Source organism: Bradyrhizobium sp. USDA 4354, from assembly GCF_054060315.1.
In genome coordinates this window covers 6,294,784-6,309,378 of sequence record NZ_JBSSDC010000001.1, presented here as the reverse complement: position 1 = coordinate 6,309,378, position 14,595 = coordinate 6,294,784, and the positions used below count along the sequence as shown (strand labels likewise).

The window sequence follows — 14,595 nt, the reverse complement described above, 5'->3', positions numbered from 1 at the left end:
CGATGACGAACGTCAGCCGCCCTGGGCTTGGTTTCGCGATCGCCGCGGCACTGACGTTGCTCTCCGTCCCCGCCGGGGCCGAGGAGCGGGTCGTCAACTTCTACAACTGGTCCAACTACATGGCGCCGGACGTCCTTGAGAATTTTACCAAGGAGACCGGCATCAAGGTCGTCTACGACACCTTCGACGCCAACGAGACGTTGGAGACGCGCCTGATGGCCGGCAAGTCCGGCTATGACGTCGTGGTGCCCACGGCCTATTTCCTGCAGCGCCAGATCAAGGCCAACATCTTCCAGAAACTCGACAAGTCGAAGCTGCCGAACCTCGCCAATGCCTGGCCAATGGTGACCAAGCATCTGGCGACCTACGACCCCGGCAACGTCTACGCCGCCAACTACATGTGGGGCACGACGGGCATCGGCTACAACGTCGCCAAGGTGAAGCAGATCCTGGGGGCTGATGCGAAGATCGATAGCTGGGACATCGTGTTCAAGCCGGAGAACCTCGCCAAGTTCAAAGGCTGCGGCGTGCACATGCTCGACTCCGCCGACGACATCTTTCCGGCGGCGTTGAACTATCTCGGGCTCGATCCGAACTCGACCAAGCAGGCGGACCTGGAGAAGGCTGCCGACGCCGTGGCAAAGGTTCGCCCGTCGGTGCGCAAGTTCCACTCGTCCGAATATCTGAGTGCGCTCGCCACCGGCGAGATCTGCTTCGTGGTCGGCTGGTCCGGCGACATCATGCAGGCCCGTGCTCGCGCCGCCGAGGCCAAAAGCGGCATCGAGATCGGCTACGCGATCCCGAAGGAGGGCGCGCAGATGTTCTTCGACAATCTCGCGATCCCCGCCGATGCCAAGAACGTCAGCCAAGCCTACGAGTTGATCAACTATCTCTACCGGCCCGACGTCGCCGCCAAGAACTCGGACTTCCTATCCTACGCCAATGGCAACCTCGCCAGCCAGAAGCTGGTCGATCCAAAGATCCTGAACGACAGGAACATCTATCCGGACGAGGCGACGCTCGCCAAATTGTTCGTCATCACAGCGCGCGAGCCGGCGACGCAGCGGATCATCAACCGACTCTGGACCAAGGTGAAGACAGGAAGGTAAGAGCGGCAGTTCCAAATTCGCTATCGCGTCCAGTTAGGTAGATTGGGTCCTGATCAATGACAGAGCATCCTCGCATTTCGCTTGCGCCTGATGTGCTTGCGGGCAAGCCCGTGATCAGCGGGACGCGCATCGCGGTCGAGTTTATCATCGGGTTGATGGATGACGGCTGGAGCGAAGCCGATATCCTCGCAAATTATCCTGGGCTGTCAAATGAAGACGTGCTCGCTTGTTTGAACTACGCGGGAGGCAGTCAAGACAGCCAGACCGTCACCCTGAGGTTCGTGCTCTGTGGCGCGTTGCGCCGCAGAGCAAGCCTCGCGTCAGTCCGGTGGCATCTCGGCCGCTCATCCTTCGAGGCTCGCCGCGCAGTGCAAATGCACTCCGCAGCTCGCACCTCAGGATGAGGGGACCAATAGTGCCGTCATTGCGAGCGCAGCGAAGCAATCCAGAATCTCTCCGTGGACGCAGCCTGGATTGCTTCGCTGCGCTCGCAATGACGGAGCAACTACCGCCACCTTCTATGCAGCCACAGCCACTGCTCGGGATGCTCGCGCACCCAGCTTTCCACCACGCTCGTGATCGCCTGCGTCGTGCCCTGGATGTCGATCTTGCCGTCCGCATCGCGCACCGGCTTGATCTCTTCGGTGAGCTCGCCGCGGAAGCGGCCGCCGGGCAGGCGGATGATGCGGACGCCGTGGATCGGGCATTCGACCTGACGCAAGAGGCGCGCCAGCATCGGGTTGGCGCGGGTCTTGCGGCCGAAGAAGGTGACCTCGACGCCGGCGGTGAGATACTGGTCGATCAGCATGGCGACGTGCTTGCCGTCCTTGAGCGCCTGCGCGAGCCGGAAGGGCGCGTCGCGGCCCGCCGGGATCAGCGTGCCCATGTTGACCTGGCGCATCTCCTGGATGATGCGGTCGGCGGAGGCGATGTTCGGGCGGCGATAGAGAATCGCGGTATCCAGTTCATGCGCGACGGCGGCGAGCGCCGGCAATTCCCAATTGGCCAGATGAGCGGCGAAGATCAGCGCCGGCTTGCCGTCGTCGCGGATCTGGTCGAACAGCTCGATACTGCGCGGGGGAATTTCGATCCGACTCTTCTCCGGGGCATCGCGGTCGTAATTCCAGACATGGTCGATATGGGCGAACTCGGCGCCGACGCGGCCGAGATTGTCCCAGACGCCCATCAGGATCTGTTCGATCTCCTCCGGCGATTTCTCCGGAAAGGCGGCGGTGAGATTGGCGCGGCCGATGCGGTGCTCGCGCAGGCGCGGGCCGATCAGCTTTACGGCGCGCGCGAAAAAGTCCGAAGTCTTGACCGGGTCGAAATAGCGCGTGGTGCGCAGCATCGCGACGGTTGCGGCGCCGATCAGGCTTCCGCCGAGCGATTTGGCAGCCTCCCGCGCGCGGGCCTTCATGCTCGCAGGAAGCAGTGCCATGCGTCCGGTCAGGCCGGTTCGCGGGTCAGGATCAGCGAGGCGTTCTGGCCGCCGAAGCCGAACGAGTTCGACATCACGGCGGTGACGCGGGCGTCGCGCGCCTTGTTGCCGACGACGTTGAACAGGATCGTGGGATCCGGGGTCTCGTAATTGATCGTCGGCGGAATGCGCTGATGCTCGAGCGTAAGCAGCGAGAAGATCGCTTCCACCGCGCCGGCGGCCGAGATGGTGTGGCCGACCATCGACTTGTTGGAGGTGACCGGAATCTTCTGCGCGAGCTCGCCGAACACGGCCGATGTCGTGTTGAACTCCATCTTGTCGTTTTCGGGTGTCGAGGTGCCGTGCGCGTTGATGTGGTCGATCTGGTCCGGCGTCATGCCGGCATCGGCCAGCGTCTTGTTCATGCAGCCGATGATCGGCTTGCCGTCGGGCGAGGAGCGGGTGCGATGGAAGGAATCGGTGAGCTCGCCGCAGCCGGCGATCACGCCCAGGATCTTTGCGCCGCGCGCAGTCGCCGCCTCGTAGCTTTCGAGCACCAGGGCGCCGGCGCCTTCGGCCATCACAAAACCGTCGCGGTTCTTGGAGAAGGGGCGGGAGGCCGCCTGCGGCGGATCGTTCTGAGTCGACAGCGCCGAAAGCAGCGAGAAGCGCACCAGCGCTTCCGGGTTCACGGTGCCGTCGGTCGCGACGCACAGCGCGGCGTCAGTCTCGCCGCGGCGGATCGCCTCGACGCCGAGCTGGATCGAGGTTGCGCCCGAGGCGCAGGCCGTCGACAGCGAGATCGGCGAGCCCTTGGTGCCGAACGTCTCGGCGAGATACGCGGCAACCGAGCCGAACATGAAGCGATGATGATAGGTGTTGTACTTGCCGCCGCCGGAAATGCGCAGCAAGTCGTCATAGGTGATGTCTTGCTGGCCGACGGCGCGACCGAGTTCGCGACGCTGCGGCCATTCGACCTCGACCGGCGCAACCGCAAGGAAAAGGGGACCCGGGAAATCGGCGTTGGCGCCGATGCCGGCCTGCTCCAGCGCTTCCTGCGTCACCAGCTCGGCCATCCGCTCGGAGAGGGCGGTAGAGGAGAACGGATCGACGCTGACGAAATCGACCGTGCCAGCCATCGTGGTCTTGAGGCCGTCGATCGGAAAGCGCGTGATGGTGCGGATGCCGGATTCGCCGGCAACGAGCTTTGCCCAATTGTCGGCCTTGCCGGCACCCAGCGAGGTCATGATGCCCATGCCGGTGACGACGACGACCGGACGCCCGAGTTTGTCGCGTGGTGCAGTCATGTCGATCCCCGCTTGAGCTAACTAAACCGCCTCGACCAGCGCCATGCCTTCGCCGCGCCAGTGTCCGGCTCCCACCACCACGATCTGGGTAGGCACGCCCTTCATTTCAATCTCGGTCCCGGTCGAATCGTTCGGCGGGAACAGAGCACCACGCGAGATCGACAGCGCAGCGAGGGCAATTCCGAGCGGGAATTGCGTCTCCATGGCGTGGCCAAACACCGTGCCGGTCGAGCGCACCGGGAGGTCGGCATGATTCTTCAGGAAGCCACGCTCTTCCGAGGTCGCGGGCTCGGCGCCGGTCGCTCCTGATATGATCGCACCCTTACCCTCGCGCTTAGGCAGCTTTCCCCAAAGCTTCTCCAGCGTCGCGGTCATGTCGCCGGGCTGCTTGCGGCGGGCGAGGTCGGCAACGACGCTCGTGAGCTTGGCGAACGGCTTTGCGCCGCGCGCTTCCGCATGCGCCCGCGATTCCAGTACCAGGAACGCGCCGGCCGAGCCGAGCGCGAAGCCGGGATGGTCCTTGCGCGCCCACACGGGAGCGAACTTGTCCTTCAGATTAAAGTCGCCGAACTCATAGAGGACGAGCAAGTCCTTGCGTTCGCCATTGTGCGAGCCGCCGACCAGCGCGATGTCGCTCTCGCCCGAGGCGATGCGCGCAAGCGCAATGCGGGCGGCATCGGCGCCGGCGACCTCTTCGCCCATGAAGGTGCGCGATGTGCCCCCCAAGCCGTGCACGATGGCGATGTTGCCGGCGAGCAGGTTGGAGAGTTGGGCCAGGAACAACGTCGGCCTGAGATCGCTCATCAACCGTTCGTTGAGGAAGCCGGGCGCGTTGGCGCCCTTGGCCTCGGCCGTCAGCACGCCGCTGTCGACGTTGAGATCACGCTCTCCGCCGCCGGCGGCGATCACCATGTCGATCTTCGACAAGATGTCCTTGTTGCCCTTGATGCCGGCGGAATCGAGCGCAAGACCAGCGGCATAGGTGCCGATGCGCTGCCAGGCTTCCATCTGGCGCTGGTCGCCTTTCTTCGGGATCTGGCTGTCGAAGGCAACAGGCATCAGCGGATGCACGATGTAGGGTGCAAAGCCCTTCTCGTCGACATTGATGCGCTTCTCCTGAAGCGCGGCCCAGTTGGCGTCCAGGCCCTCGCCGAGCGAGGTGGCTAATCCAATGCCGGTGATCCAGACTTCGGTCTGGCCTGGCTTTGAAGCGGGAGTGTCAGTCATGGCGATACGGCCTGTTGCGGAAATCCGACGCGCTTGGCGATCGCGTCCATGTGAGAGCGCATATCCGCATTGGGGAAGGGGATCAGCGTGAAGGTGAGCGCCGAATTCGCGCGCAGCTTGCCGCCGACCCTGATCTTGGCCTCGGTCATGGCGTAGCCGGAGCCTTCATGGGTGAGGCTCGCCTCGATGCTCATGAGATCACCCGGAAAGACCGAGCCGCGGACCTTGGCTTCCTTCACGGCGGCCAGGATCGGCATGCGTTCGAACTTGAACACGCCGAGCTGAAGCCAGCCCGAGGCCTGCGCCATCGATTCGATCAGGAGCACGCCGGGCATCAAAGGATAGCCCGGGAAGTGCCCCTCGAAGATGGTGCTTTCCTGCGGGACCTGCGCTTCGACGACGATCGTCTTCTCGTCGACCTTGAGGTCGACGATGCGATCAATCATGTGGAAGTATTCGAGTTGCATGACTGCGCCCTTAGGCGCTCGCGCCCTTGGCCGCAACCAGTTCGTCGATGCGGGCGCACAGGTTCTTCAGCACGAAATACTGCTCGGTGGTCGCCTTGCCGTCGTTGACCTCTTGAGTCCACTTCTCCAGCGGCAGCTTGATGCCGAACTGCTTGTCGATCGCGAACGCGATATCAAGGAAATCGAGGCTGTCGATACCGAGGTCATCGATGGCATGGCTATCCGGCGTGATCGTGTCGCGCGGGATGTCGCAGGTTTCAGCGATGATCGTGGCGACCTGATCGAATGTGGAAGACATCACTAAGCCTTTGATATATTGCGGATATTTTTCAGATTGTCCAGAGTGGCACGGTGGGTGGGCATCGCGCCCCTGATGACGCCCTCAAACCCCCCTCTGGCCGGGTCGAAAGCCCGTATATCGGAGCGCCGCCCTGAGTTCAATGGAGCCGGGCGGGCCCGGGGAGACAGCGAGGCACAGGGTTGGGGATGCCCGCTGGGACCTTTCCGCCGAGCAGCCAGCGCCGGGCCGGTCCTAAATATGCGGCGTCGTGATCTTGACGCAGTCGCGGCGGCCCATCAGCACGCAATCCTGGGTCCGGCGCAGGTCGGCGATGCTGACCGCGAGCCAGATCCCGATCGCGGTCAGCGCGATGGTGAAGGCCAGCGCTGCGATGTTGGCAAGCATGCGTTGGCGGAAATTGTCGGGCTCGGCGCGGGGCTGCTCGTAGCGCGACAGGTCCAGCCGTTCGGGTGCGACGCGCAGCGGTTGCACGGTGCCGCTGCCGCGCTGGACCGCCGGGGAAGGCGGGGTGCGCGGCCTGAACTGGAGCACCCGGTGCTCGTCATCAGAGCTTATGGGCCGCTGGTTGTTCATGGGGCGGGGATCACTCCGAAGCAACAATTTAGATAGCATAGGTGAGGAGCGCGTTGCAGAAAATCTTCTCAATGCCCGCGTGCATTTGTGCAATTTAGCTATTTGTGCGCGGACTGGCGTGGAGCGACCGGGGAACGGGCGTTCGAGCCAGCGGCGCGGGGGTTGCGCTGCAACGACAGGCACAACAACAGCCACGGAGTTCGTCCCATCGTCCCGTCGCTATCGACTTGTGATCTCCGCGTCCTTTCCGAACGGATTTTGTCCCCGCAGGGCCCATGGCATAGTCGCGAGAAGTCGGGGCCATCAGCTGCAACCATGTGAGGACCTTTCGATCATGACCAATACGCGCGAGCCGCGAGTGCATCCTGTCGCGATCCTGTCGCTCCGGCCGACGCAGCTGACGGTGGGCATGCGCGAGGTCAGGGAGAAGCGCAAGCGCTGGCGCGAGCACGACAAGAAGAAGCAGGCCGACCTGCTCGGCAAGCACATGATCCCGGTCGTCTACGGCCCCGACTTGCGCTACTATGTGATCGACCATCATCATCTCGGCCGCGCGCTGCACGATGAAGGCGTCAAGGAGGTGTTGGTGACCATCGTCGGCGACCTCAGGATGGTCGAGCGCGAGGCGTTCTGGGGCGTCATGGACAACAAGCGCTGGGTCTACCCTTACGACGCCAAGGGCGAGCGGCGGTCGTTCCGCGATCTGCCGAAATCGGTCGCCGACCTCAAGGATGATCCGTTCCGCAGCCTTGCCGGCGAATTGCGCCGCATGGGCGGCTTCGCCAAGGACACCACGCCGTTCTCCGAATTCCTGTGGGCCGACTTCCTGCGCCGACGGGTGTCGCGCAAGGTGGTGGAAGCCGATTTCGACAAGGCGATCGAGAAGGCGATGGCCGCGGCCAGAAGCAAGAATGCGGTCTATCTACCCGGCTGGTGCGGTCCGGCGGACGACGATTAGGGCAGCGGGAATCTCGTGTCGTGATGCTTCACATCAGTCGCGTTGGAAGATCCTGGCGCCGGGGTAGGCGCGGCGGGCGTAAGTGATCACCAGCGCGCGGTCCTGGGTGTCCAGGAAAGGCGTTCGGATCTGGCACGATCCAACAATGAGGTGCCACAAGCCATTGAGCTTCTGGATCACGATCTTCATTTGCGTCGTCCTTGATGACTCCCATTCCAGCGAATGCGCTGGTCGCCGCAGTGCTTAGGATCGTGTCCGCGGATGTAAAGTCCCAACACGGCCGCGCTCCGCTGCAAAACAGGTCGACCATTGTTAGTTGGTTACGGAATGCGCAGAGATAAGCTGGATCTCATCACAGCCGCTTGAGCGAAATCAATTTCTGCGCCCATGAAACCGTCCTGAAACAGAGCCGTCCCATCTCTATGGAGTAGTCGAGCTCACACAGGAGGCGAACATGCGCCGTCTGGTTTTCGTACTTGCCTTGCTCGCGGTCGCTTCGGCAGGAATCTCGGCATCCTTTGCCGCAGTCCATCACGCCAAGACGTTGACGTTCGCAGAGCGCTTTGCTCCGGCGCTCGAGTTGATGGCAAAGCGCTAGCGGCAACGCGCCTTGCGCGCGTGTATGGCTTCAACCGGCCAGTTCGCGTTCGATGTCCCGAAGCCGCACGAAGGCTGCCCAAGCCTGCGGATATTCCTTGTCCGCGGGATCGATCGCAAGCAGCGCGCAACGTGCCTTCCTGATGTCTTCCGACAACACGCGCTTGGTCGAAGCCTCCGATATTCGCGGCTGCGCCCAGCGGGCTTCGACCTCCTTCGCAAGAGCCAAGGTTTCAGCGGTCGTCCGCTGTTGCGCCGATTTCGCCGGGCATTGGTCTGGCAGGAGTGCCGGCCATGCGGCTGGAGGCCGATCGGCCTGCCAAGTGACGTCGCTTTCCGGGGCCGCCTTCACCTCGGAGCTTAAGGCCGCCCTGCAAGCTGCCCCATCAGCGCCGGTCCCGTCGCGGCCGGACTCGAAGACTGCCCCGATCCCGGCGCGACTGCTGCTGTCTGCGCGGCCAGCTGGCCAAGCTGCTGCTCCATCGTCCCGCCGCTGGATTGGGGGATGATCTTCCCGATGGCCTTGGCCGCCGCCAGCGTGCCGGGTGCTATCGGCACTTGTTGTTCGGCAATCCTGACCTCGGCCGCGGTTGGGCACGATTTGTAGGGGGAGTGTTGGGATGTAATGCGGCCGTCGTCGTCGACCCGGGCGAAGTCGCTGGCGACGGTGTAAACGAACGCCGCATCGATATAGTGGCCGCGTTTGCTCTTCGCTTTCACGGCGCCGCATACGTATCTCGCAGCGTCTGCTTCGACCGTTCGCAGGCCGCTGAAGTAAGCCGAATCGGGCTCGATGAGCATGCGAGAGACCGCCGCTCGGGCCATGCGATGCTCAGACTGAAACATGCTCCATATTTCATCGGGATTGATGATGTCCGGCTGGTAGTTCCACGCGTAGCCAACTCCGAAGAATGCTGCGCCAATGCACGTCGCGATGATGGATGCTCGCAGGTTCATGAGATGGCGCCCTCTAGCAGGCACGACTCCTCCGCGTCTCCGTCCGTGGTCTTGACGGAAAACTATGGAGGTTGTGCCGAAGTGTTTGCGCCAGTAACGCGAGAGACTCTTAATAAAACGTGTGAGATTGTGAAATCATTCCGGTTCCCGTCTTGCGGGAACTTTATCTCCGGTCCTGGCGTGTTCATTTTCACATGCAAATCACGCGCTGGTCGTCTCCGGCCGTGCTGCTCGCGGATATGTCTTGAAGCAAGCAAGGGGCGGCGGAATTCGCGGGGGCAGCGACATCGCGTCCCAGGCACGCTTTGACCTGCCGCAAATGCGTGTCGGTACCGGCCGGTACTGTCCGCCTGCATGATTGCCGAAGAGCGTTGCGCCCGATGTCGAGGGTGAGGCGGGCTCTAGGTCATGCTGATCGGAGACATGACCATGAGCATCATCTTTCGCGTCATCTTTGTCATCGCCGGCGCGGTCACTGCGCTGTTCGTCGCCCGTGATGCCCTGAACTTCACCATCATCCAGACCTTCGTCGCCGTCCTGCTTGTGACGGCCATCGTGGGAGCTGGAAGTCTCTGGAGCCTGCGGCGGAAGACGTGAGCAAGGCAGAACGCGGCGCTTCGGTCGGGCTGAGCGAAACCGAGGCTCGGCTGCGGCTGCAACAGGAAGGTTACAACGAACTGCCTCGGCCCGACCGCCGCACCCCGCTGCACATCGTGCTCGAGGTGTTACGCGAGCCGATGCTCGCGCTCCTCCTGTGCGGCGGGCTGGTCTATCTCCTGCTCGGTGACCTCCGCGAGGCACTGCTTCTCCTGGCATTCGGTGCCATCTCGGTCGTGATCACGATCGTGCAGGAAACCCGCACCGAACGCGTGCTGGAAGCGTTGCGAGAGCTGACCAGTCCGCGAGCGCTCGTGGTCCGGGACGGGGAACGCCGGCGGATCGCAGGCCGGGACGTCGTTCGTGGCGATCTCCTCGTCCTGGCCGAAGGCGATCGGGTTCCGGCAGATGCGGTGCTCGTCAGCGCGCGAGATCTGGCTGTCGATGAGTCCTTGCTGACCGGAGAGTCGGTTCCGGTTCGCAAGCAGCTAGTCAAGATAGCGTCCGCAGAAACGGCCTTGGTCGATCATCGCCCGGGCGGCGATGACCAGCCCTTCGTGTATTCGGGCTCGCTGGTCGTGCGAGGTGAGGGCCTGGCCGAGGTCGAGGCCACCGGCCCTCGCAGCGAAATCGGCAAGATCGGACTGTCGCTGCATGGCTTGCAGCCGGAGCCGCCGCGGCTGCAGCAGCAGACCGCGCGGCTCGTACGGCTTTGCTTTCTCGGCGGCGTGGCGATCAGCCTGGCCGCTGTCCTGCTTTACGGAACATTGCGCGGGGATTGGCTGCAGGCGATGCTCGGGGGCATCGCAATCGGCATGTCCATGCTTCCCGAGGAGTTTGCCGTCGTCCTCACTGTGTTCATGGCCATGGGCGCCTGGCGCATCTCGAAGGTGCGCGTGCTGACGCGGCGCGCTGCCGCGATCGAGGTGCTTGGCTCCGCCACGGTGCTGTGCACCGACAAGACCGGCACGCTGACGCAGAACCGGATGTCGATTGCGGAGCTGAGATTGCGCGACGGCACATGCCTGCGGCTTGCGTCCGCGCAGCCCGCTCCTGTGGGAGCAGAGTTTTTCGAGCTGGCGCGTTGCAGCGTTCTGGCGAGCTCGCCAGAACCGTTCGATCCGATGGAGAAGGCCCTACACGCGTTCGTGCAGGCGAGTCTGCCGGAGGATGACGAAACCGAGGGCGCTCGGACCATGATACGCACCTACGGCCTGCGGCCCGAACTGCTGGCGATGACCCAGGTTTGGCGGTTGCCGCATCGCCAGGGAGTCCTCGCCGCGGCGAAAGGTGCCCCCGAGGCGATTGCGCGGCTCTGCAAGCTGGATGGTGCGGACCAGGAGGCGATGCGGGATGCGGTCGCAGCGATGGCGAAGCATGGTCTTCGCGTGCTGGGCGTAGCCGCCGCAACTTACGACGGTGAGGTCCTGCCGCCGTCACAGGAGGGCTTCGCCTTTCGTTTCATCGGTCTCGTCGGGTTGGCCGATCCGCTTCGCCCGGGCGTCCCCAAGGCGGTGGGTGAATGCCGTTCGGCCGGCATCCGCGTCGTCATGATCACGGGCGACTATCCGGCGACCGCCATGGCGATCGCCGGGCAGGCCGGGCTCGACGTCAACGCGGTCGTGACCGGCGAGCAGGTCAAGCTCGCGGACGACCGCGCGCTCGAGGCACTCGTCAGCAACGTGAACGTCTTCGCGCGGGTTCTGCCGGAGCAGAAGCTGCGGATCGTTCAGGCGATGAAGCGCAACGGCGAGATCGTCGCGATGACGGGCGACGGCGTCAACGACGCACCGTCACTGAAGGCCGCCCATATCGGGATCGCGATGGGGGGCCGGGGCACCGACGTCGCTCGCGAGGCATCCTCGATCGTCCTGCTCGACGACGATTTCAGCTCCATCGTCGCATCCATCCGCCTGGGACGCCGGATCTACGACAATCTGCGCAAGGCGATGGCCTTCATTTTCGCCGTCCACGTTCCGATCGCAGGGCTTGCGCTGCTTCCCCTGGTCTTCGGACTGCCGCTGGTTCTCGGCCCGGTTCACATCGCATTTCTGGAGCTGATCATCGACCCCGTCTGCTCGCTGGTGTTCGAAGCCGAGCGGGAGGAGCGCGACGTCATGAAGCGTCCGCCGCGGCGTGCCGACGCGGAGCTGTTCTCGTGGGCCTTGATCGGGTGGAGCGTCCTGCAGGGCGTCATGGCCTTCGCTTTGATTGCTCTGATCTTCATCTTGGCGCTTCGTTCCGGCATTCCGCCCGATGAGGCGCGCACGCTCGCATTCATTGCGCTCGTCGTCTGCGTCGTCGCACTGGTGCTGGTCAATCGATCCTTCAGCGCATCCTTCCTGTCCGCCTTCTTTCGTCCGAACCCGGCGTTGCTCTGGATATTCCTCTCGATTGCGCTCGTTCTCGCCACGGCCCTGTTCTGGCCGCCGGCGTCCGGTCTCTTTCGTTTCGGTCCGCTGCACCTTGACGACTTGATGATAACCCTCGGCGCGGGATTGCTGGTGCTCACGGCGCTCGAACTGCTGAAGCCGCTTTGGGGCCGGCGGTTGCGATTCTAAATCGTGACGCGGCAGATCGGTCGTCGTGGTGAGCGCGGTGGTGGATCAGCAGCGTCGGGAATTCATGCAGCCAGCGGAAGGCGAGCGCGAGATGCTGACGCCATTTCATTAGAACGGATCCAGTCTATACAGATTCTACGACACCAACGTCCAAAAAACTTTGATTGTGCGTTCGGAGTCTCTGCATGCTCGTCCCGGTAATTCGGGGACTGGGAATGCTGGAATTTGTGTTTGACGCACGCACAACGAAGTGCGGGCGCGTGTCAATTTTGTGCGGTCTTGTCGCGCTTCCTTCTGCCATCGCCTTCGGCGGCAACGCGCAGGCCCAGGGCGCGAGCGGAACATCGGACCTTCCGCCCGTCGTGGTCGAGCAAAGCCGCCCGAACAAGCGCCAAGTCACGACGCCGCGCAACTCGCGATCCGCGAGCGCCCGACATACGCGATCGCGTGCGGCAGGACAGGCGGCCCAAGCGCCTTCTCAACCGGCCGCCGCTGCAACGGAACGCGGTACTGATCCGGTGAGGGGCTTCGTACCGGTCGTCAGCTCGGCTGCGATGAAGTCCGACGTGCCGATCCTCGAGACACCGCAATCCGTCTCCGTCGTCAGCCGCGACCAGCTCGATGCTCGCTCGGTCACGACGCTGGTCGAGGGATTGCAGTACGTCGCGGGTCTCGCCGTTCAGCCGGGCGGCAAGGACCCGCGCTTTGACAACGTCTTCATCCGCGGCTTCGACAACAACGGCTACGGCGCCTATCGCGATGGACTTCGCGAGGTCGGCGATCCCGCCTTCTTTTCACTGTTACGCAACGAGCCCTATGGTTTCGAGCGCATCGACGTCATCAAGGGACCGAGTTCGGTCATGTACGGGCAGGGTGCACCGGGCGGCCTCGTCGACGTCATCAGCAAGCGGCCAACCGAGCAGGCTTTTGGCGAGATCGTCGGCCAGTTCGGCAATTACGACCGGTTTCAGGGCGCGTTCGATTTCGGCGGGCCCGCGACCAAGGACGGGACCCTGCTCTACCGCCTGACCGGCGTGTTTCGCGATTCCGATGCGCAGATCGCCAACTTCTCGAATTTCGTGAAGGACAACCGGACCTATATCGCCCCCGCCGTAACCTGGAAGCCGACCAACGACACGACGTTGACTATTCTCGCCGACTATACCCACGACCTGACTGGCAACGCCTTTCCGCTGTCGATGTTTCATTTGACCGGTGCGAAGATCACCAACGTCACGGCGCTGCCGCTGTTTCTCGGCGATCCCAGCTACAACAAGTTCGATCAGGAGCAGGAGCGGGTCGGGTACCAGTTCGAGCATCGCTTCAGCAACAATCTGATCTTCGAATCAAAGGCCCGGTACGGCCACAGCGAACTCGACTATCGCTATCTGACGTTCTCCGGAAATCCGCTCGACACCCTCACCGTCTTCGGGCGGCGCGCGGTTCGCACGGTGGAGCAGTCGGATTCACTGTCGACCGATAACCATCTGATCAGCAAGTTCAGCATGGGGCCGCTTCAGCATACGGTGGTCTCCGGCATCGACTATCTGACGCTCGACATGACCAACCGGACCTATTCCGGTGTCGCGCCCTCGCTCAGCCGGATCAATCCGGTCTACGACCAGGCCGTCGTGGTTCCGACCACGCTCTTCAGTCCCTCGGCGAACCAGGCCATCGATCAGGTCGGCGTCTATGTGCAGGACCAGATGAAGATTCAGAACTGGATCTTCACGCTGGGCGGCCGGTACGATGCGTCGGAACAGAGCAGCTTCGCTTTGCTGACCAACAAGACAACCGACACCAAAGACACTGCCTTCACCAAGCGAGGTGCCGTCTCCTACGTGTTCGATTCCGGCGTGGCTCCCTATTACAGCTACTCGGAATCTTTCCTGCCTACGCCAGGTTTCGATTTCTTCGGAAACCCGTTCAAGCCGACCACGGCGCAGCAGCATGAGGTCGGCATCAAATATCAGCCGTCCCGGACCTTGCTGATGACCGTGGCGCTCTATGACCTGACACGACAGAATTCGCTTACGCCCGATCCGGCACATCTCAACTTCTCAACGCAACTCGGTGAGGTGAATTCGCGCGGTATCGAGTTCGAGACTCTGGCGCAGATCGTGCCTGGGCTGAACCTCGTGGCGACCTATACGAACCAGGACGTGAGAGTGACGCAGACCACCGGGACCGACCTTGGCAAGGTGCCGACGCTGGTCGCTCGCCAGCTTGCGTCGGCCTATGTCGACTATACGGTGCAGGGCGGCTCCTGGGACGGCTGGGGTCTTGGCGGCGGCGTCCGCTACAACGGGCCGACCTTCGCCGATCCCACCAACACCATCGTCAACGAAGGCTACGTCGTGTTCGATGCCGGCCTGCACCATCGCCAGCCCAAGGGTGTCAACCTCGCGCTGAACGTGAAGAACATCGCCGACCGCGTCACCCTCGCCTGCACGACGAATGGCGGCTGCCAATACACCAGCCCGCGCACCGTCACGGGCACGGTGAGCTATCGCTGGTAGAAGTC

General features: G+C 63.2%; 16 protein-coding genes. 7 read left to right on the top strand and 9 right to left on the bottom strand.

From position 1 onward, the window contains the following. Positions 1-2: 2 nt before the first annotated feature. Together ACVIIV_RS29465 and ACVIIV_RS29460 are read left to right on the top strand one after the other, a co-directional pair. Positions 3-1,109 (top strand): polyamine ABC transporter substrate-binding protein, encoded by a 1,107-nt coding sequence (locus ACVIIV_RS29465; RefSeq protein WP_456747285.1) that lies wholly within the window; start codon positions 3-5, stop codon positions 1,107-1,109. A gap of 56 nt (positions 1,110-1,165) precedes the next feature. Then, positions 1,166-1,513 carry a DUF433 domain-containing protein gene (locus ACVIIV_RS29460; RefSeq protein ID WP_456747284.1) on the top strand — a complete coding sequence of 116 codons (348 nt, stop codon included), beginning with the start codon at positions 1,166-1,168 and terminating at the stop codon, positions 1,511-1,513. Positions 1,514-1,614: 101 nt separating this feature from the next. Here ACVIIV_RS29460 and ACVIIV_RS29455 read toward each other — a convergent pair whose 3' ends face one another. From ACVIIV_RS29455 to ACVIIV_RS29430, 6 genes are all read right to left on the bottom strand, one after another. After that, positions 1,615-2,547, bottom strand: coding sequence for a lipid A biosynthesis lauroyl acyltransferase (locus ACVIIV_RS29455; protein WP_456747283.1), 933 nt, complete (start codon positions 2,545-2,547; stop codon positions 1,615-1,617). An 8-nt stretch (positions 2,548-2,555) separates the two neighbouring features. Beyond that, positions 2,556-3,833 (bottom strand): beta-ketoacyl-ACP synthase, encoded by a 1,278-nt coding sequence (locus ACVIIV_RS29450; protein WP_456747282.1) that lies wholly within the window; start codon positions 3,831-3,833, stop codon positions 2,556-2,558. A gap of 21 nt (positions 3,834-3,854) precedes the next feature. Continuing rightward, positions 3,855-5,060 (bottom strand): beta-ketoacyl-ACP synthase, encoded by a 1,206-nt coding sequence (locus ACVIIV_RS29445; protein WP_456747281.1) that lies wholly within the window; start codon positions 5,058-5,060, stop codon positions 3,855-3,857. Further along, positions 5,057-5,527 (bottom strand): 3-hydroxyacyl-ACP dehydratase FabZ family protein, encoded by a 471-nt coding sequence (locus ACVIIV_RS29440; protein WP_122403819.1) that lies wholly within the window; start codon positions 5,525-5,527, stop codon positions 5,057-5,059. Before ACVIIV_RS29440 ends, ACVIIV_RS29445 begins: the two co-directional genes overlap by 4 nt. 10 nt (positions 5,528-5,537) lie before the next feature. Next, positions 5,538-5,825 (bottom strand): acyl carrier protein, encoded by a 288-nt coding sequence (locus tag ACVIIV_RS29435; protein WP_007592476.1) that lies wholly within the window; start codon positions 5,823-5,825, stop codon positions 5,538-5,540. 234 nt (positions 5,826-6,059) lie between these two features. Beyond that, positions 6,060-6,401, bottom strand: coding sequence for a hypothetical protein (locus tag ACVIIV_RS29430; protein WP_212370723.1), 342 nt, complete (start codon positions 6,399-6,401; stop codon positions 6,060-6,062). A gap of 334 nt (positions 6,402-6,735) precedes the next feature. Here ACVIIV_RS29430 and ACVIIV_RS29425 point away from each other — a divergent pair, with 334 nt between their 5' ends. Continuing rightward, a complete protein-coding gene (locus tag ACVIIV_RS29425) occupies positions 6,736-7,359 on the top strand; it encodes a ParB-like protein (RefSeq protein ID WP_456747280.1) in 624 nt (207 codons plus the stop codon). 33 nt (positions 7,360-7,392) lie between these two features. On the opposite strand, the gene ACVIIV_RS29420 is transcribed toward ACVIIV_RS29425, so the two are convergent. Beyond that, on the bottom strand, positions 7,393-7,548 hold the full coding sequence (locus ACVIIV_RS29420) for a hypothetical protein (RefSeq protein ID WP_192859585.1): 156 nt from the start codon (positions 7,546-7,548) through the stop codon (positions 7,393-7,395). A 265-nt stretch (positions 7,549-7,813) separates the two neighbouring features. Here ACVIIV_RS29420 and ACVIIV_RS29415 point away from each other — a divergent pair, with 265 nt between their 5' ends. Next, the gene (locus ACVIIV_RS29415; protein ID WP_456747279.1) at positions 7,814-7,957 is read left to right on the top strand and encodes a hypothetical protein; all 144 of its coding nucleotides are present in this window, start codon (positions 7,814-7,816) and stop codon (positions 7,955-7,957) included. A 30-nt stretch (positions 7,958-7,987) separates the two neighbouring features. Here the strand turns inward: ACVIIV_RS29415 and ACVIIV_RS29410 are convergent, their stop codons facing one another. Then, complete coding sequence (locus ACVIIV_RS29410; protein WP_456747278.1) at positions 7,988-8,185, bottom strand: hypothetical protein; 198 nt, start codon at positions 8,183-8,185, stop codon at positions 7,988-7,990. Positions 8,186-8,316: 131 nt separating this feature from the next. Beyond that, a complete protein-coding gene (locus tag ACVIIV_RS29405) occupies positions 8,317-8,913 on the bottom strand; it encodes a hypothetical protein (protein WP_456747277.1) in 597 nt (198 codons plus the stop codon). Between the two features lie 429 nt (positions 8,914-9,342). On the opposite strand from ACVIIV_RS29405, the gene ACVIIV_RS29400 reads away from it, so the two are divergent. The 3 genes from ACVIIV_RS29400 (at position 9,343) to ACVIIV_RS29390 (ending at position 14,590) form a co-directional block, all read left to right on the top strand. Then, a complete protein-coding gene (locus ACVIIV_RS29400) occupies positions 9,343-9,510 on the top strand; it encodes a hypothetical protein (protein WP_456747276.1) in 168 nt (55 codons plus the stop codon). Next, the gene (locus ACVIIV_RS29395; RefSeq protein ID WP_456747275.1) at positions 9,507-12,071 is read left to right on the top strand and encodes a cation-translocating P-type ATPase; all 2,565 of its coding nucleotides are present in this window, start codon (positions 9,507-9,509) and stop codon (positions 12,069-12,071) included. Before ACVIIV_RS29400 ends, ACVIIV_RS29395 begins: the two co-directional genes overlap by 4 nt. A 518-nt stretch (positions 12,072-12,589) precedes the next feature. Beyond that, entirely contained in the window at positions 12,590-14,590 is a 2,001-nt protein-coding gene (locus tag ACVIIV_RS29390; RefSeq protein WP_456747274.1) for a TonB-dependent siderophore receptor, read from the top strand. Positions 14,591-14,595 lie beyond the last annotated feature (5 nt).